Below are 17,789 nucleotides of genomic sequence, written 5' to 3'. Positions count from 1 at the left end.
ATGGAGCCTATATACTTTTATGCAAACACGAAACAAAATATCATACTTTTCGTTCCTGAATAAACATATTTAATAACGCGGACATTTTATTTGCACCTTTTTTATTCATATGATCACTATCATAAAAATCATCCTCACAAAATAATGGCGAATCAAATAGATCTATGATTTGAAAAGAATATTGAGTTTGAAACTCATTTATAACTTTATAAAAATCTTCTTTTAATTTCTTACTACTACAATTGAAATAATGTGAAGTAACGGGGAACACAACAATTAATGGCTTTATATCGTTTTTCAACAGTAATTCTAAATATTTCTTAAAAATCATTTTATTTTCAACTAAAGTATGAGGATACACCAATTTAGCATGTGAAGCTGCTCTTATTTTCCCGTGTTCTTCAAAAGGAATGTGAAGTGGAATGATATTCCATTCAGCGTTTATCCAAGGCAGTATCAATGATTCATCTTTTAGTTCGTCTAATAAAATATATTCAAAATGCAAATTAAAAATAGAAAGAAGTGGTTTCGGAGTATTTAGATGTAAGAATCCATCAGTGGGTAGAGGAGAATGAACTACAGTATGATGACCATCTTGAAACAATGGATAATATACTTTGTGAATTCTATATGCTTCAGAGGATAACGACATGTCAAAGTAAAACGAGAAATAGGCTATTCCTATTAAACAATATTGAAATGAATGAGTGTTTGATAGAATTTGTGACGCTATTAAATAATCATAGTATAGATCTTGAGATGGAAGTGTTAATTTTATTGACTTTTTTGAGAGGAGCTCCGTACTTATGCCACAATGTGGATAAGACAAACCGGTAGCAAACAATTCATACGTCGGATCACTCTTTGCTTTTTTTATAGAAATGTATAAAGACATAAGATCCGGATTTATTTGATAGATAGAAATTAATTTATCCTTCCATTCATACATGTATTTTGTTAAATTAATAATTTTTGAACTTTGCACGCCCCTATTTATCAAGTCATTTGTAAGTTTTTCTGCGTCCACTCTCCAAATGACTATATATTGAAAAGAATTTTCTATTCGAACAACATCTGAAACGTCTATAACATGAACTATTGTTTTACATTTATTTTTGTCTAATGTATTTCGAATCCTATCCCCTGATAATTCATCACTTAAAACAATGATTTTATATTGCTCCTTCATGCACATCCCTCCATTATATGTATAATATGAAATTCATTTTTAATTCGTAACAATCATATACACCTGCAATCTAACAAAAAAAATAGCTTCACCATTAGGCGTAGCTATTTTTACAATTATTGCTTATTCAAATTATATTCCTTTATCTAACTCATAAAGTTTACGATACTTTTCATTTTCTTTCAGAAGTTGTTTATGACTACCTTGCATGACAATTTGGCCACGATCAAGGAATATAACTTCGTCTACATGTTCTATTCCTACAAGATGGTGCGTAATCCAAATAACCGTCTTTTCTTCCGTTGCAGAAAACATAGTTTCAATTAAAGACAATTCTGTTTTTGGATCTAAACCGATAGTCGGTTCATCAAGTACAATAATTGGTGTTTCTTGCATAAGAGTTCTAGCAAAAGCAACTCTTTGTCTTTCCCCACCAGAAAACCGCTTTCCCATTTCATGCATTTTTGTTTGTAATCCGTCTGGAAGAGAAGTAACATGTGAAGCTAGTTGTGCTTTCTCTAAAGCTTTCCATATCTCTTCATCCGTCGCCTCTGGTTTGCCAATTCGTACATTATTTCCAATTGTCGTATCAAACAAATGCGGCTTTTGATTTAATACAGAAATATATTTAGATAAAAGATTCGTATGAGCTCGTTCACCATTCAATACAACTTGGCCATTTACTGGGCTTAACGCCCCTGTTAACAATTTTAGTAAAGTAGATTTCCCTGTCCCACTTCTCCCTAAAATAGCAATTTTCTTCCCTGCTTTTATTTGTAATGATACATCTTTTAATACAATCTCATTACTATCTGGATAACTATACGATACGTGATTCAGTTCAATATCTACATGTTTTGGTTCAATATAATCTTTCTCTCCATGCAAATCCGTTTCATCATGTAAAACACTATCACTTTCTACGCCATTAAGACGATGGGTAGATTCTACGTACGACGGTATTCGATCGATGGCATCTGCAATAGGAATAAGCGCGTTCGTTACAGATAAAGTCATTAATACGAAAGCTGCGATAACTGTAGGAGCAATTTGTTCACTTGCCGCTCCATTCCCAGTCCATATGATCATCGAAATAACTACAATACCTACTACTAATTGAATGATACTGTCCCGAATATGATACCAGCGTTTCACTCTCTTTTCGATTTTTAACAACTGATCATTTTGTTTTACATACTCATTAATAAATTCATCTTTACGACCACTTGCTTGCCAATCAGATAATCCAAAAACAGCATCTGTCAGTTGTTGATACAAACGGCTTCTGCCTTGCTTTAAAGTAACATGGTGTTTCTTCATCAAAAGTAATGATACAAATGGAAGAAGAAACACGATAATAGCTAACATACAACCTACAATAAGTGCAAACACAAGGTCAAATGCACCGATAACAAGTACGAAGATACTATAAACAACTAGCGCTAATATACTAGGAAATATTGTACGTAAATATAGGTTTTGCAAATGCTCTATATCTTCGGATAACACTCCTAACATATCACCCGTTTGAAATCGAGAACGGAAAAATAACGCCTGTGGTTCTACTATTCTATATAGCTTCGTTCTCATTTTTTCTAATATACGTAGTACGACATCATGTCCGACTAAGCGCTCTATATAATGAAACACAGCTTGCCCTATACTAAACGCTCTTGTTGCAACAATAGGAACATATACAGCCATTACATTTTCTGGTCTAAGGGCAGATTTTGAGATTAAATAACCTGAAATAAAAAGTAACATCGCTCCTGAACTAACTCCAAGAAGACCAAGGAAAATAGTTAAAGTCATTCTACCTTTATTTTGTTTTATATAAGGTTTAACCCAGTTACTCATTTCTCTCCCCTCTCTTCCCTATGAAAATGTAATGTCTCATTCTCTAAAAGTTCTTCATACGTCCCACTTTCTTTCATTTCCCCTTTATTTAAAATAAGGATATGGTCCATTTGTTTCATCCAATGTAGACGGTGAGTTGCTAAAAATACTAACTTTCCATTAAATAGACGTAACATCGCTTGCTTTATTTCAAATTCGGTTTCAATATCAAGATGTGCCGTAGGCTCATCTAATAAAATGATTGGTTTTTTACTTAAAAGCGCACGCGCCATAGCAACACGCTGTTCTTGTCCGCCACTTAGCATACGTCCACCTTCTCCAATTCTTTCGTGCATCCCATTTGGAAGTGATGTAACGAGTGAACGAAGGCCGACTTCATTAATAACTCTTTCAACTTCTTCATCTGTTGCATTTGTTTCATAAAAACGAATATTATCCTTTAATGAAAGCGGAAATATATAGGGTTGCTGCGGAATATAAGCAATATTTTTTTGCCAATCTTCACGAGTAGATCCATCAACTTCTACACCATTTACTAACATCTTTCCACTCGAAGGAGATAAAAAACCTGCTAATACGTCGATTAACGTCGATTTCCCTGCACCACTTTCACCAATAACACCAATAGCACCGTTACCTTCCCAAGTAAAATTAATCCCTTCTAATATAGCCTTTTCAGATTCAGCATTATTAACTTTGATATCTTGTAATTTCAAGCTACTAGAGGCATTCCATACTATATCTTCATTTAAATCTTTCTTTTGTATTCCTTTTTGTTGTTGCAAAATCTCTTCTATTTGCTCCATCGCAATTTGTCCATCTAATGTCGCATGATAATTTGCTCCCACTTGTTTAATCGGCAGAAAATATTCCGGAGCTAAAATCAAAATTGTAAGGGCTGGTAATAGTATAATCGTTTCATCTATTAAACGTATCCCTAATCCAACTGCCACAAACGCGATTGATAAACTCGTAAAGAAATCTAATGCAAAAGAAGAAAGAAAAGCAACTCGCAAAGTACGCATCGTTGCTTTTCTATATCTTTTACTTACTTTTTCAATCTTTCCTTCGTGCTGTTCACTTTTCCCTAAATACTTTAATGTTTCTAAACCTTTTAACGTATCTACAAAATGGTTCGAAAGTACACGATATATCTCATACTGACTATCTGCCATTTTTTGCGCTGCTAATCCGAGAAGAATCATAAATATAATCACGATAGGAATCGTTACAACTAAAATGATTCCAGACTCAATATCTAGCGTAAAAACATATAGTACAATTAGACCTGGAACGATACTACTTCTAATCATTTTAGGAATCGTTAATTCAATATATGTTTTAAATTTCTCAATCCCCTCAATTGATAAGGTAACCAGATGACCCGTTCCAACAGTTTGAACATACCTTGGACCTAATGTGAAATATGCCTCTATCAATTGTTTTCTTAGTAACGACCCTGTTTTTTCGGCAAAACGTTCCACTAATATTTGTGATGTTCGAACTACTATGTTACGCGCTGCAAACGCGATACCAAAATAAACAATTTCACTTAATATTGTTTGTACTGTCTCTCCATGAAATAAAAACGTAATAGCTCGTGCTAAAAAGATTGTTTGCGCAATAATACTAAAAGCTTCTAAAATACTAATAATCGTTAACGTTACATATAAAATACGGCTACCGGGATAAGACGGAAGTCCTCTTTTTCTTTTCATTAGTACTCCAAATCGTTGTCTGACTTAACAGGTTGTCTAAATACATAATAACTCCATATTTGACTTCCGATAACGAAAGGCAAAATAGCAATCGCAAAGTAAGTCATAAGTTTTAATGCATAAGCTCCTGATGCTGCGTTGTAAATTGTCAAATCATTCATTGCTCCTAAAGAGCTAATCATAACACGTGGAAACATACCGATAAATACACTCGCACTTAGTAAAATGATTGTTAAACTCGTCATAAAGAAAGCCCAACCATCTCTTCTTCTTTTATTTAATAAAGTGGACACTAATAGTGCTACAAAAGCTCCGATTGGTACCATAATCCATTCTGTTCCATGAGCAGTGAAAATGTCGGTTTTCCATAACCCCACACCAGCAAAAACAAGAAGTGTAATTAATGAAAATGGTGCAATTTTTATTGCAGCAATTCGTGCACGTTCTCTCAATTTACCAGTTGTACGTATCGTAAGAAATTGTAATCCGTGAACAATACATAGTAGGAGAAACATTACTCCTCCAAGTAACGCAAATGGATGAAGTAATTGCAGGAATCCACCTACAACATTTTTACTCTCATCAATAGGTACACCTACCATAAAGTTTGCAATCGCAACTCCCCAAAGGATAGGAGGTAACATACTTCCAATAAACATCCCCCAATCCCACGCACTCTTCCATTTATGATTATCTATTTTCGCACGAAATTTAAAGGAAACACCTCTTAAAATTAAAGCAAGAAGCATAAATACAAACGGAATATAAAAACCACTAAATAAAGTTGCATACCAGTGCGGAAATGCCGCAAACATGGCTCCACCAGCACAAACAAGCCATACTTCATTCGCGTGCCAGAACGGTCCTATTGTATTTAAGTAAACTCGTTTTTCAAAATCATTCTTTCCTAAAAACCTCGAAACCATTCCTACCCCAAAGTCGAAACCTTCCAGTACGAAGAATCCAACAAATAAGATTGCAATAACTAAAAACCATAACTCATTAAGAGATAACATACTCTTCCTCCTTATCAAATGGATCATGGCTTTGATAATCCTTTTTCGTTTTCTTATTCTTGTGGCCCTTAATGGTACGAACAAATAAGTACACACAAATTCCACCCATAATTAAATACATTGATGTGAATGAAATAAGTGAGAATAATACTTCACCGAATGTTACATTTGGTGATACAGCATCTTCTGTTTTCATTACACCAAATACAACCCAAGGTTGACGACCCATTTCAGTCATAATCCACCCTACTGTATTACCGATGAATGGAAGAGAAATTGCATACACCATTAATTTTAAATACCACGTTTTTTCAGCTAAACGATCTTTTCTTGATAAGAACCATCCGTAAGCTCCTAGAAGAAGCATGAATGTTCCACTCATTACCATCGCTCTAAAACTCCAAAACATTGTATGCACTGGAGGAATATAATCTCCAGGTCCATATTTTTCTTCATATTGTTTTTGAATTTGATTCATCCCTTCAACTTGACCGCTAAACTTATCATACGATAATAGACTTAGCATATAAGGGATTTGAATTTCAAACGAATTTTCTTTCTTCTCTGTATCAATTTTCGAAAATACTGTAAATGGCGCTGGATCCTCACTTGTATTCCATAGCGCTTCAGCTGCCGCCATCTTCATTGGATGTGTCTTAATTAATTTTTGCGCTTGTGCATGACCGAAGAATAATACAAGCGCCGTTGTAATCGTTCCAACAATGATAGAAATGCGGAAAGATTTTTTAAATACTACAGTTTCTTGTCCTTTTGTAATTTTCCATGCACTTACACCCGCAATAAAGAATGCACCTGTTGCAATTGCTGCTGTAATTGTATGCGGGAATTGTACCCATAGTTGTGGGTTTTGAATAATGGCTAAGAAATCATTCATTTGTGCACGACCATCAGCTGCCATTTCATACCCGACAGGTGACTGCATAAATGCACTTGCAGTTAAAATCCAGAATGCTGATAACATCGTTCCAATTGAAAGGAGCCAAATACACATTAAGTGAATTCGCTTCGGTAATTTATCCTCACCGAATACCCATAAACCTAGGAATGTAGACTCAATGAAAAATGCCAGTAATCCTTCAATTGCAAGCGAGGGACCAAATACATCACCTACAAAACGTGAATACGTTGACCAGTTCATACCAAACTGAAATTCTTGTAAAATACCTGTTACTACACCTACTGCAAAGTTAATAAGGAATAATTGCGTCCAAAACTTTGCCATCTTCTTATATACTTCTTGCCCTTTTACCACATACAACGTTTGCATAATCGCAATAATAAAAGCTAAACCAATTGACAGCGGAACAAAAAAGTAATGGAAAATCGTTGTTGATGCGAACTGTATTCGTGCCAATTCGAGCGTTTCCATACTAAAATCACTTCCTTCATAGTTTTTATAATAAAAGTTAATTGAGCAATCTTATCAAACTCAATTATTAAGAAATACGAAAAGACAAAAACATTTTGTATGTATTGTCGAAAAATATGAAGTTTCAGTTTTTCAAACTATTGTAATGCTATTTTTTACCTTTTCACTATTTCTGTAGTGTTTTATTCGTTAATCGAATTGTATAATATACCTGCATAGTAAATTCAGGTTATTTTTGACGTATTATTGACATCATTTTGTCTGAAATATGTCTTTTGTCATTTTTTTGAATCAGATTTTTTTCATTAGCAAAATGTGTTTTTTCAATATACGGCTTACTTTTATATCTATAAAATAATCGTTTTTTCTTCATACACTTGACTTTCAACCGAAAAAACGTCCTCGAAACTACCCTCGATAAATGCTTATTTTTTGTCAAGAGAAAAATGTATTTTCAAAATTCAAACTCGAAATAATGTTATTCAAAAATAGAAAATAACTTCCCTCTCCCTCGACTAAAAGTTCATTTTTTTGTCATTTTTCCATAACAAATAAAAAAACTGAGAGTCAATTAGACTCCCAGTTTTTTTATTTATTTTGCTGTATGTTTTCTAACGGCTGGTAATATTTCAGTAGCAATTAATTCAATATTTTTCTCAATTTTATCAAATGGTACACCGCCAAAATCAATTTGTGCCATAAAGCGTTGTTGGCCAAACAATTCATATTGGTAAAGCATTTTCTCAATGATTTGTTGTGGGCTACCAATCATTAAAGCATCGCGGTAATCTATTGCATTTGTAAATTGCTGTTTCGGATACCCACCACCGCGCAGTGTAAGCATACCAGCATTAATGTGAGGGTAATATTCACTAAGTGCATCTTGTGAATTTTTTGCCGTATAAAATAAACTCGTTGTCGCAACTGGTAAACTAGCTGGATCAAATCCACTTTGCTGAGCAGCCTCGCGGTAAGCATCTACTGACACTTTAAAGTTAATTGCTGGACCACCAAGTGTTGTTATCATCATTGGCACACCTGCACGTCCTGCTTTAATTGCACTAGCTGGCGGTCCACCAACCGCACGCCAAATTGGCAGGTTATTATTTTTAGCTCTAGGGATAACTGAAGCATACTCAAGTGGTGCTCTGAACTGCCCATTCCATGTTACATGTTCCTCTTTATTAATTTTTAATAAAAGATCCATCTTCTCTTCAAATAACTCTTCATAATCATTCACATCATAACCAAGTAAACTATATCCTCCAATACGAGATCCACGACCAGCTACGATTTCAGCACGACCATTAGAAATCAAGTCAATGGTAGCGAAATCCTCATATACTCGAACTGGGTCAGATGTACTTAATATCGTTGCGGAACTTGCAATTTTTATATTTTTCGTAGCTTGCGCGACCGCACCTAAAATAACTGTATGAGCTTGCGTTGTAAAATGCGTTTGATGACTTTCGCCTACAGCAAACACATCAAGCCCTGCCTCATCTGCTAATTTAGCTGTTTCAATTAGTTCGTGAATTCTTTTTTCTGGCGTAATTTTCTCCCCATTATGTGGATTTAAAACATGATCGCCAATTGAATATAACCCAAACTCAATTCCTTTTCTTGTATCTATACGGTATTTTTCCATAGTTACTCTCCCCTTTAATAATGTAGTATTAGTTTTTCTTCTAAAAACGTTGGTAAGTCAAGTATATCTCCGTATTACCTACCTCATCACTTGATTAGTCAATTGATGAGGTAAAAAAAATTACTCTTGCGGTAATTCTTTTTTTTCGCTATGCTTATGAACTTTCGTCATCAGCTCGTATAATATTTTCTGCTCTTCTTCATTTAATACATCATCAAAAAACGAAGATTGAAATGCAAGTTGCTCTGGCAATGCTCTCTCTAAAGCAGCTTCTCCTTGCTCTGTAAGACTAATTGTTTTCGTTTTCCAATCTTGTTTTCGTACAATATATCCTTCTTTTTCAAGACGAGTTAACATTCGAGAAATGCCACCTTGTGTAACAGTTACCTTTTCAGCTAACTCCATTTGTGTGAGTGGTTGATACGTACGTATTTGCAAAAGCACATCAAATTGAGCTGTCGTTAAATCAAAACGTTTTAAAAACTCATTTGACATTTGATTACTTTGGTTCGTAAATCGTATTAAACGTAACCATATTAATGATCCTATCGTATTATCACGCATGTTTCATCACTTCCTAGCGTTCATCTTACTATCACTTTACTACGCAAGTGATAAAAAAGCAAGATAAAATGTAATAAATATAGCGATAGAGTATTGCATAAATAATGATAAGTAAGAATTCATATAAACATGAATTCTTACTTATCATTATTCTTAACTTTTCATTTCATTCATTACTATATTTAAAGCTGCCATAGCTTTTGGCCAACCAACGTAAAAAGCCATATGTGTTATTAATGCAACCAATTCATTCTCCATAACCCCATTTTGTTTAGCTAGCTTCAGATGAAATTGTAATTGTTCTGTATTACCGAGACTGATTAGTGCTGACACAGTACACAAACTTCTTTCTCTTAATGTTAAAGTGGCATCCCGCCACACTTCCTCAAATAATATCTTTTCACTATAATGAGCAAATGCAGGTGACATTTCTCTCATTTTCTTTTTAATATGTACTTCAATAAGTTCATTTTTCATTTTTTTCTCCCTTTATTTTCACCATTTGTGCTATCCCTTGACCAAATGACCAGTTTTCAGCAGCTGTCTCATTTAGTGTAATAAAAATATCCGAAGTTTTAACGTCGGAATATTCCGTGATTTTTAAGGATACCGATTGATACAAATCTTTTTTCTGTTGCACCGTTCTTCCCGGTCCACATGTAATAGAAACATAAATCATATTCTCTGTTCTCTTTTCTCCTCTTTCCAACAAATAATATGGATTATATAAAAATTTGTTTTGTTGGTAAGGTAAGAACATTTGAAAATAATCATTTTCAGGGATGTTAAAATGTTCAATTAATGAAAGATGGATACATTCACCCATTTTTTCCAACTCTTCTTCATTTAATATGTTTTCAGAATAATAAATCTTCACAAAAGGCATAGACTTTCATTCCTTTTCTTATTTTTAATATACAACAAAATTTCATCGTGAAATGTGTAAAATCTCATATACTGTAACACCCTTATTCACTACAATATCAGGCTTCTCTTCATAAAACTCAAACCTACTATATCCCCATTTATCCGGATTATAAACGATTACATTCCCTAAACACTTTTCGTTGTTTTGTACATCTTCATTCATAGTGCTTAATTGAGTCCCAATCAGTGTTTTACTTTGAGAAATACTTCCTGCATATTCAACAACATATCTACTTTTCTTAAATACATCACTTAGATTAACCACTAATGGAACACCTATATGTATTTGTTGCCATCCAAAAGATTGTAAAATGTTATCGTAATACCCTTCAAAGATAAATTTATTCATCCCTTCATGACCATTCCAAATATATAAAGGTGCATAGCAGTTATAAAAATTCCCGTCTTTCTCCGTTTCCGTAATTAAATAAGCTTTAAAATTTAGTTCTTGGAAACCATCAGTTTTATAGCCATTATCCTTTACTCTTTTCTTAATAATTTCCATGTCATAATCCTTTGGAAGAATGACCTTATATTGCATTCCAATCATGTTTATCACTCGCTTTCAATCTTATATACATTATGATAAATCGATAAGCGGCTAACGTAAAATAGGTATGAATTATGTTTGGTATCATTTATAATGATAGTGCATAAGGGGCTGAGATACATGGAAATAAATGATCTTATTATATTCAAAACTGTGGCCAGTGAGGGTTCTATTAGTAAAGCTGCTAAAGAGTTAGGATATGTTCAACCGAACGTAACTGAGCGAATCAAAAAATTAGAACAAGAATTAGAAACGCCTTTACTACATAGAGATAACAAAGGTGTTTCCTTGTTACCTGCTGGTGACATTTTATTAGATTACACGAATAAAATATTAACTCTATTAGAAGAAGTAAAAGATGAAATTAAAACGAGTGGTTCTTCTTATATAATAGCGACGTCACAATCTATTTTGACAAATTATTTAAGTAAGCGTATTAAAGTAAATTTAAGAAATTATCAAATATATGTAGAAAGTAGTAGTCATTTGCAAAAATTACTGCAGCAACAAAAAGTTGATATGGTCATAACTTATGAGGATTATCCTGACGCATCGTTTAAAAAAGTGTTCACAACCTCAATTTCTGTAGGCTTATTAAAAGCGAAAGAAAAATGTACCATTGATTATTCAAAAGAAATTTTCTTCGTTAGCAATGACAAAAAGTGCCCTTTTAGGAATAAGACAATACAATTTCTAAAAGAAAACAATCTATCTCAGCGACAACTTCAACAGTTGGATTCTTATTCGCTTATGGAAGAGTTTATTGCTGATGGAAAAGGAATAGCTTTTTTACCGATTAAAAATGATACATTAGTAATAATTGAAGATGTTCCCCTTGAGAATTTAGCTGTTCATTTTTTTACGAATCAAACCTTTATAAAGCATATCCCTGATGAACTATTTGATTAATAAAATGACTTTGATTACATACTTTTTTCAAAATAAAAATCCCTCTTTAACGAATATAAAAGAGGGATTTTTATTTTGTATACAATTGATTTTTCACACGTTTTGCTCCACTTCTGTACTTTTCTCCTTCTTATTCCTTTTAAAACTCTTCAATTTCTTAACCGTCCCAACCAATCCTTTCGGAAAAACGAGTAGCACGATAATATACAATAAACCTAGAATAATCGTCCATCTTTCAAAAATCGGATATTCCGTCGCTAGTTCTGATAAATAATATTTTAGTGATTCAATAATCCCAGACCCAGCAATAGCTCCAATTAATGTTCCGACTCCTCCAATCATTGTCATTAAGAGTGCATTTAGTGTCATTTCAATTGAAAATACAGTCGTATTGACAAAGCGTAATGTAATAACAAATAAACCACCGCTAATCGCAGCTACTACTCCTGCAACAATGCTAGCAATAATTTTATAATGAAGCACTTTATATCCTAGTGCTTCAACACGTTGCTCATTTTGTGAAATTGCTTTTAATACTTTTCCAATAGAAGATTTGGTGAAAAGACGTAAGAGAACAAAAATGATAAGTAAACATATAAGTGTTACATAATAAAACGTAAAACGATCACGGAATACGTCTGGTACACCAAATGTAAAACCATCTCCTCCGTGAGTGAGCCCACGCCATTTTTCAGCAAGGACGAAAAACAACTGTGAAATAGCAAGTGTTAACATTGCATAAAAATGACTTTTCAATCGTAAAGAAAGCAAACCAATTATATAACTAACGATTGCTGAAACGATAATTGCAGCTACTATTCCAATTAAAAAGTTCGTTATTGATACGCCTTGTCGATCAAATAAAAGCGCTACCCCATATGCTCCTATTCCAAAGAACATACAATGACCGAACGATACAATTCCTGTATACCCAAGCAATACATCAAAACTCATTGCAAAAATAGCAAAGATGAAGATTTGAGTGAACAAAATTAACAGGCTCCGTGAATCATTTACGAACGGAAATACACTTAAACAAATGAGCATACATACTCCGAAGTATACTTTAATTCGGTCCGATGTGTTGTTCACCATTTCACCCCTTTTCACCAACAAGTCCAGTTGGCTTCACTATTAAGAAAAATAGTAACATTAACATATTAATTGCAAGTGATAAATCTGGTATAAAATACGCTGTAAAAGCACCAGCTAATCCAACAATTAAAGAAGCAATAGCTGAACCTTGTACGCTTCCTAATCCACCGATAATTACTACTATAAAAGCTAAAATTGCATACTGCATGCCCATCTCGGCGAAAATAACGCCCGAATACGGTGCTAATAAGAATCCTCCCAAAGCTGCCATCCCTGCTCCTAATAAAAAGACGAAAGAAAATATCGCTTTTACATTAATACCAAGCGCTTGAACCATTTCTTTATCCATTACACCTGCACGGATCATAAGACCTATCTTCGTCTTTTTGAGTAATAGTAGTAGTGCAATGTAAATAATTATCCCAATCAAAATAACAAATAGACGATATTTAATTAATATAATACCTCCGAATGTAAAACTTCCTTGTAACCATAACGGTAATTTTGCACTAATAGGGTTTGGCCCCCAAAATATTTTAATACACTCACTAAGAACGAGCATTCCCCCAAGCGTAACGAGCAGCTGTCGAACATGCTTTCCATATACTGGTCTAATAAGAAACCTTTCTAAAATAAATCCTAGGAACATTCCCATAGCTACTGCTCCAACTAAAGCTAATATATAACTTCCTGTCATATTAAATAACCAAACACCTGTAAATGCTCCCCACGCAAATAAACCACCGTGTGCAAAGTTTAAAACGCTCATTAGACCGAAAATAAGTGAAAGACCTGATGCTAACAAAAAAATGAGCATCCCTGTTGAAATCCCATTTACAAATAAATTGATTAACACATCCATCCTTTTCACCTCGGATTCATGTTAAGAGATTCCTAAATATTTATGACACATTTCCTTATCCTTTTTTAATTCATTCATAAAACCGTTATGAACAATTCGTCCGTTATCCATAATGTAAAAATAATCGCCAATTTGACTAGCCATCATAAAATTTTGCTCAACAAGTAAAACTGTTGTTTTCTCCTTCATCTTCAAAATAGCTACCATTAATTTCTCCACCATTATCGGGGATAGTCCTTTGCTCGGTTCATCAATAAGTAATAATCCATCACTATTAATAAACGCTCTTGAAATAGCCAACATTTGCTTTTGCCCTCCGCTCAAGAGCCCACTTTTCTTATTCCAAAACTGCTTTAAATCCGGAAATAGTTCCAGCATCCACTCTATTTTCCCTTCTACTTCCTCACCTTTCCCCCTAGCAAGAGCGAATGTTTCTTCTACTGTCAAATCATGAAAAATACCTTGATTTTCTGGTACATACCCTATTCCTTTCCTTGAAATTAAATGTGTAGGTAATCCACTTACTTTTGCACTATCATAATAAATTTCACCATCTGCAATGCGGTGAAACCCCATCACTGAACGTAATGTCGTTGTTTTCCCTGCCCCATTTCTACCAAACAGTACAGTAATCGTCCCTTTCTCAACAGCAAGAGATACTCCTTGCAAAATATGAAACTGATCTAAATACGTTTCTATATTATTCACTTGTAATAGTGCCACTATATAATCCCCCTAAATAAGCACTTTGTACACGCTCATCTTTCATAATTTCTTCTGGCAATCCTTCAGCCAATAACTCTCCATGAAATAAAACGATAAGATGATCTGACAAACCTAGTATCATATCCATTTTGTGTTCGATAAGTACAATTGTGCTCTCTGGATGTTTCTTAATATTTTCAATCACTTGTAATATAGCAGGGACCTCTTCAACCGAAATACCTGCCGTCGGCTCATCAAGTAATAACACATCCGTTTTTAAAGCTAATAACATCGCAAGTTCTAGCTTTCTTTTCTCTCCATGTGCCAAATCTTTCGCTAATACGTTCTCTTTCTCGTGAAGTAATACTGTTTTTAAGAAACGTCTCGCCTCTCCAACTTGTTGCTTTAATTTTGCTGAACTCGGGAAAAAACTATAGTAATCTTGTACGAATGATTGAACACTTAAACGGACATTTTCAAGTACCGTTAATTCTGGGAATATGTTTGTAAGCTGAAAAGAGCGACCGATTCCTAAGCGTGTTCGATCTGAAATCGATAGTTTTGTAATATCTTGCCCTTTAAAATACACTTCACCTGTTGTGGGTGAAATCTGTCCACTTAGTAAATTAAATAATGTTGTCTTCCCCGCACCATTTGGCCCGATAATAGAAATGAGCTTTCCTTTTTGGACAGTTAAATTTACATCTTTAATAACATGATGTTCACCAAAAGATACGCTAAGATTTTTCGTCTCTAGCAAATGTGTCACGAAATCCCTCCCTTTAAAGCCGTGAGTATGAAAGAAATATGTATAAAGAGGGTCCCCCCTCTTTATACAAAAACAACAGAAAATTCAGTCTATTTATTTTGAACTGGTGGTTCTGTTTCTTTCATCGTTAATTCTCGCTCTAACACTGGCACCGGATAATCAACACCGTCTTGCTTTTTCAATGTGATAGAATACAGTGTCTGCATCGCTTGGTGGTCCTTCTCTCTAAACTTCATCTTTCCTTTCGGTGTATCAAATTCCATTCCTTCCATTTTCTTAATCAAGGTATCTACATCTGTATCACCTTTTGTTTTCTTTAAGGCTTCTACAATAGAAATTGCTGCTGACATTCCTCCCGCTGTAAACAAATCTGGCACTGCACCATTAAAACGTTTTTTATGCTCTTCAACTAGCCAATCATTCACTTTATTTTTTGGAAGTGTGTGATAATATACAGAAAAACCTTGCATACCTACTAATGCATCCATTGTTTTTAATGCTGGTATATCTGGCGCACCTGTAGAAATTTTAATACCTTGCGCTTCCACATTCATATCTTTCAACTGTTTCCAAGGTGAATTTGCCCCTGCCCAAACGATAAATAAATAATCTGGTTTTGAACTAATGATATTTTGAATATTCGCTGTAAAATCTGTTGAATTTGTATCCGCGTATTGCTCATTCACAATGTTCGCACCTAATTTTTTCGCACCCGCTTTAAATGCAGCCATCCCTTCACGACCAAAAGCGTTATCTGGGGCAAATGTCGCAATCTTTACATCTTTTTTCGCAATTGCTGCTGCTCCTGCAATCGCATCTTGTGAGGAACTTCTTCCAGTTCTAAAAATATATTTATTCCAGTTCTTTCCGGTAATACTATCCGCAACTGCCGGTTCTACAACCATAATCTTTTCATATTCCCCGGCCAGTGGTAAAACCGCTAACGTATCACTTGAACTAGACGATCCAACTAAAAAATCAACTTTCTCTTCTTCTAATAACTTCGTAGCTTTTTTAACTGCTACATCCGCTTTCGTTTCTGTATCTTCTACAACAAACTTAATCTTTTTCCCATCTACTTTCCCAGTTCCACCAGTTGCATAATCTAACCCTAATTCAAATCCGTTCACTGTTTGTTTTCCATACGATTCTAGCGGTCCTGTTAAAGAAGCAAGGACTCCTACCTTAATCGTTTTTTCATCCTCTGTACTTGTTTTCTTTCCTGAACAAGCTGCCGTTATTAATAACGAACCTAAAACACAACCAGTAAACATTGTCTTTAGCCACTTACGTTTTTTCATCGACATTGTGATCCTCCCCATACTTTACTTTCTGATAGAATCAAACACGCCAAAATCCCCTGTCCGTAATCATGACTAACTAATTCGATAGATAATGGAAAACTCTTGTAATACCCTCTACATTCGGCACAAATATATAATCACCTTCCTATGTAATGGAAACGGACATACAATCAATATATATTCTGCAATCCAATTGAAAATACTGTTTCATTTCAGTAATGACCATACAAAAAGACTAACTTATTTTTAAGTTAGTCTTTTCCCCTTAATTAGAGTTAAGTTCTACTTTCTCTAACCCTTCAGCCAATTGTTTCTTATCTAGTCCTTCTCCTATTACTACTAAGTTTGTCGGGAAACCGAAGTCTTGTTCTAATAAAGTTGGTACTCCGAACGAATATTGGAATAGGTGAGGGTATTTATCTCCATGGAATTTCACAAAACCTTTCACTCGATAAATACTATCTGGTAAATTCGAAAGCCATTCATATAATTTGTCTTGTTCAATCGGTTTCGTAAATTGATACGTCATCGTTTGTATATATAAATGCTGTTTGACATGTAGTGTCTCATGTTCCTCATCATTTGGAAATTCTGCTTCCTCTATATCTTTTAAAGATATATTGCAATACTTTGTCTCATACATTTTCGCATGATCATTTATTGCCTTTACTTCTTCAAATACTGTGTTCTTATCTTCATCTGTTAGTAAATCTGCTTTATTAACAAGAATGTGACTACCAAATTTCAGTTGCTCATGCAATAGCTGTTGTACATTTGCACTTAATATACTTCGGTTTAACCACCTTACTGCATCTAAAACGACTACAATTGATTTTACTTCCAGAAAAGGAGCTAAAATTGGCGAGACACACGCGTCTAACACTTCAATTGGATGCGCAACACCTGTCGTTTCTATATAAATTACATCTGGTCTTTCTTGTTGGTATAACGAATGTAATTGTATTTCAAGCTCTTCTTTTAACGTACAACAAATACAACCTTTAAGAAGTTCTCTTAAAACATTCTCTTTTCCAATAATATCTGTATCTACCGAGTATTCACCAATTTCATTCATTAATACTGCAACTTTTCTATTCTTCTTTTTCTCTGCTAACAATAAATTTTGTAATAATGTTGATTTTCCACTACCTAAAAAACCACCTAATATATGAATCTCCACTTTATTCATTCAACCGACCATCCATTTCTTTACTTCAAATGTATTCAAAGCGTAATAATTACGATTTATATTTATCATTTTATTAAAAGAATGACCATTTGTAAAT

The 17,789-nt window shown here is 34.1% G+C and carries 17 protein-coding genes; 1 reads left to right on the top strand and 16 read right to left on the bottom strand.

Annotated elements, in window-relative coordinates; all coding sequences use genetic code 11:
• Positions 1-40: 40 nt before the first annotated feature.
• The 10 genes from ACQRBL_RS09225 to ACQRBL_RS09180 all read right to left on the bottom strand — a co-directional run bounded on the left by ACQRBL_RS09225 (position 41) and on the right by ACQRBL_RS09180 (position 10,859).
• Positions 41-1,189: a hypothetical protein gene (locus tag ACQRBL_RS09225; RefSeq protein WP_063547080.1), complete on the bottom strand. Its 1,149-nt coding sequence runs from the start codon at positions 1,187-1,189 to the stop codon at positions 41-43.
• Positions 1,190-1,321: 132 nt separating this feature from the next.
• Positions 1,322-3,046, bottom strand: coding sequence for a thiol reductant ABC exporter subunit CydC (gene cydC / locus ACQRBL_RS09220; RefSeq protein WP_000073638.1), 1,725 nt, complete (start codon positions 3,044-3,046; stop codon positions 1,322-1,324).
• Positions 3,043-4,764, bottom strand: a complete 1,722-nt coding sequence (gene cydD, locus ACQRBL_RS09215; RefSeq protein ID WP_065483226.1) for a thiol reductant ABC exporter subunit CydD — start codon at positions 4,762-4,764, stop codon at positions 3,043-3,045. Before cydD ends, cydC begins: the two co-directional genes overlap by 4 nt.
• On the bottom strand, positions 4,764-5,780 hold the full coding sequence (gene cydB / locus ACQRBL_RS09210) for a cytochrome d ubiquinol oxidase subunit II (RefSeq protein WP_000950083.1): 1,017 nt from the start codon (positions 5,778-5,780) through the stop codon (positions 4,764-4,766). The genes cydD and cydB overlap by 1 nt, the downstream gene beginning before the upstream one ends.
• Positions 5,767-7,170, bottom strand: a complete 1,404-nt coding sequence (gene cydA, locus ACQRBL_RS09205) for a cytochrome ubiquinol oxidase subunit I (protein WP_411995687.1) — start codon at positions 7,168-7,170, stop codon at positions 5,767-5,769. The genes cydB and cydA overlap by 14 nt, the downstream gene beginning before the upstream one ends.
• A gap of 592 nt (positions 7,171-7,762) precedes the next feature.
• Positions 7,763-8,818, bottom strand: coding sequence for an LLM class flavin-dependent oxidoreductase (locus ACQRBL_RS09200; protein ID WP_023521710.1), 1,056 nt, complete (start codon positions 8,816-8,818; stop codon positions 7,763-7,765).
• Positions 8,819-8,938: 120 nt separating this feature from the next.
• A complete protein-coding gene (locus ACQRBL_RS09195) occupies positions 8,939-9,382 on the bottom strand; it encodes a MarR family winged helix-turn-helix transcriptional regulator (protein ID WP_001205523.1) in 444 nt (147 codons plus the stop codon).
• A 153-nt stretch (positions 9,383-9,535) separates the two neighbouring features.
• Positions 9,536-9,859 (bottom strand): carboxymuconolactone decarboxylase family protein, encoded by a 324-nt coding sequence (locus ACQRBL_RS09190; protein WP_000787201.1) that lies wholly within the window; start codon positions 9,857-9,859, stop codon positions 9,536-9,538.
• Positions 9,849-10,268: a tautomerase family protein gene (locus ACQRBL_RS09185; RefSeq protein ID WP_023521709.1), complete on the bottom strand. Its 420-nt coding sequence runs from the start codon at positions 10,266-10,268 to the stop codon at positions 9,849-9,851. Before ACQRBL_RS09185 ends, ACQRBL_RS09190 begins: the two co-directional genes overlap by 11 nt.
• Before the next feature lie 42 nt (positions 10,269-10,310).
• On the bottom strand, positions 10,311-10,859 hold the full coding sequence (locus ACQRBL_RS09180) for a DUF4865 family protein (RefSeq protein ID WP_098685874.1): 549 nt from the start codon (positions 10,857-10,859) through the stop codon (positions 10,311-10,313).
• Positions 10,860-10,979: 120 nt separating this feature from the next.
• On the opposite strand from ACQRBL_RS09180, the gene ACQRBL_RS09175 reads away from it, so the two are divergent.
• Entirely contained in the window at positions 10,980-11,768 is a 789-nt protein-coding gene (locus ACQRBL_RS09175) for a LysR family transcriptional regulator (protein ID WP_098256544.1), read from the top strand.
• A 93-nt stretch (positions 11,769-11,861) separates the two neighbouring features.
• Here the strand turns inward: ACQRBL_RS09175 and ACQRBL_RS09170 are convergent, their stop codons facing one another.
• From ACQRBL_RS09170 to ACQRBL_RS09145, 6 genes are all read right to left on the bottom strand, one after another.
• Complete coding sequence (locus tag ACQRBL_RS09170) at positions 11,862-12,815, bottom strand: branched-chain amino acid ABC transporter permease (protein ID WP_043924779.1); 954 nt, start codon at positions 12,813-12,815, stop codon at positions 11,862-11,864.
• Between the two features lie 49 nt (positions 12,816-12,864).
• Positions 12,865-13,725 carry a branched-chain amino acid ABC transporter permease gene (locus ACQRBL_RS09165; RefSeq protein WP_098434605.1) on the bottom strand — a complete coding sequence of 287 codons (861 nt, stop codon included), beginning with the start codon at positions 13,723-13,725 and terminating at the stop codon, positions 12,865-12,867.
• 21 nt (positions 13,726-13,746) lie between these two features.
• Complete coding sequence (locus ACQRBL_RS09160; RefSeq protein WP_001196696.1) at positions 13,747-14,448, bottom strand: ABC transporter ATP-binding protein; 702 nt, start codon at positions 14,446-14,448, stop codon at positions 13,747-13,749.
• Positions 14,426-15,199, bottom strand: a complete 774-nt coding sequence (locus tag ACQRBL_RS09155; RefSeq protein WP_000149328.1) for an ABC transporter ATP-binding protein — start codon at positions 15,197-15,199, stop codon at positions 14,426-14,428. The genes ACQRBL_RS09160 and ACQRBL_RS09155 overlap by 23 nt, the downstream gene beginning before the upstream one ends.
• An 89-nt stretch (positions 15,200-15,288) precedes the next feature.
• Positions 15,289-16,506 carry a substrate-binding domain-containing protein gene (locus ACQRBL_RS09150; RefSeq protein ID WP_411995688.1) on the bottom strand — a complete coding sequence of 406 codons (1,218 nt, stop codon included), beginning with the start codon at positions 16,504-16,506 and terminating at the stop codon, positions 15,289-15,291.
• A gap of 262 nt (positions 16,507-16,768) precedes the next feature.
• Positions 16,769-17,692 (bottom strand): CobW family GTP-binding protein, encoded by a 924-nt coding sequence (locus ACQRBL_RS09145; RefSeq protein ID WP_023521706.1) that lies wholly within the window; start codon positions 17,690-17,692, stop codon positions 16,769-16,771.
• Positions 17,693-17,789 lie beyond the last annotated feature (97 nt).

The sequence above is a fragment of the Bacillus sp. AF62 genome (genome assembly GCF_050312695.1).
In the GTDB taxonomy this organism is placed as follows: domain Bacteria; phylum Bacillota; class Bacilli; order Bacillales; family Bacillaceae_G; genus Bacillus_A; species Bacillus_A cereus.
This window is presented reverse-complemented; position numbering and strand designations above follow the sequence as displayed.

Bases quoted from the DNA above. Each gene is read 5' to 3' on its own strand.
- ACQRBL_RS09225 (WP_063547080.1), bottom strand. From the start codon at position 1,189: ATGAAGGAGCAATATAAAATCATTGTTTTAAGTGATGAATTATCAGGG.
- cydC (WP_000073638.1), bottom strand. From the start codon at position 3,046: ATGAGTAACTGGGTTAAACCTTATATAAAACAAAATAAAGGTAGAATG.
- cydD (WP_065483226.1), bottom strand. From the start codon at position 4,764: ATGAAAAGAAAAAGAGGACTTCCGTCTTATCCCGGTAGCCGTATTTTA.
- cydB (WP_000950083.1), bottom strand. From the start codon at position 5,780: ATGTTATCTCTTAATGAGTTATGGTTTTTAGTTATTGCAATCTTATTT.
- cydA (WP_411995687.1), bottom strand. From the start codon at position 7,170: ATGGAAACGCTCGAATTGGCACGAATACAGTTCGCATCAACAACGATT.
- ACQRBL_RS09200 (WP_023521710.1), bottom strand. From the start codon at position 8,818: ATGGAAAAATACCGTATAGATACAAGAAAAGGAATTGAGTTTGGGTTA.
- ACQRBL_RS09195 (WP_001205523.1), bottom strand. From the start codon at position 9,382: ATGCGTGATAATACGATAGGATCATTAATATGGTTACGTTTAATACGA.
- ACQRBL_RS09190 (WP_000787201.1), bottom strand. From the start codon at position 9,859: ATGAAAAATGAACTTATTGAAGTACATATTAAAAAGAAAATGAGAGAA.
- ACQRBL_RS09185 (WP_023521709.1), bottom strand. From the start codon at position 10,268: ATGCCTTTTGTGAAGATTTATTATTCTGAAAACATATTAAATGAAGAA.
- ACQRBL_RS09180 (WP_098685874.1), bottom strand. From the start codon at position 10,859: ATGATTGGAATGCAATATAAGGTCATTCTTCCAAAGGATTATGACATG.
- ACQRBL_RS09175 (WP_098256544.1), top strand. From the start codon at position 10,980: ATGGAAATAAATGATCTTATTATATTCAAAACTGTGGCCAGTGAGGGT.
- ACQRBL_RS09170 (WP_043924779.1), bottom strand. From the start codon at position 12,815: ATGCTCATTTGTTTAAGTGTATTTCCGTTCGTAAATGATTCACGGAGC.
- ACQRBL_RS09165 (WP_098434605.1), bottom strand. From the start codon at position 13,725: ATGGATGTGTTAATCAATTTATTTGTAAATGGGATTTCAACAGGGATG.
- ACQRBL_RS09150 (WP_411995688.1), bottom strand. From the start codon at position 16,506: ATGTCGATGAAAAAACGTAAGTGGCTAAAGACAATGTTTACTGGTTGT.
- ACQRBL_RS09145 (WP_023521706.1), bottom strand. From the start codon at position 17,692: ATGAATAAAGTGGAGATTCATATATTAGGTGGTTTTTTAGGTAGTGGA.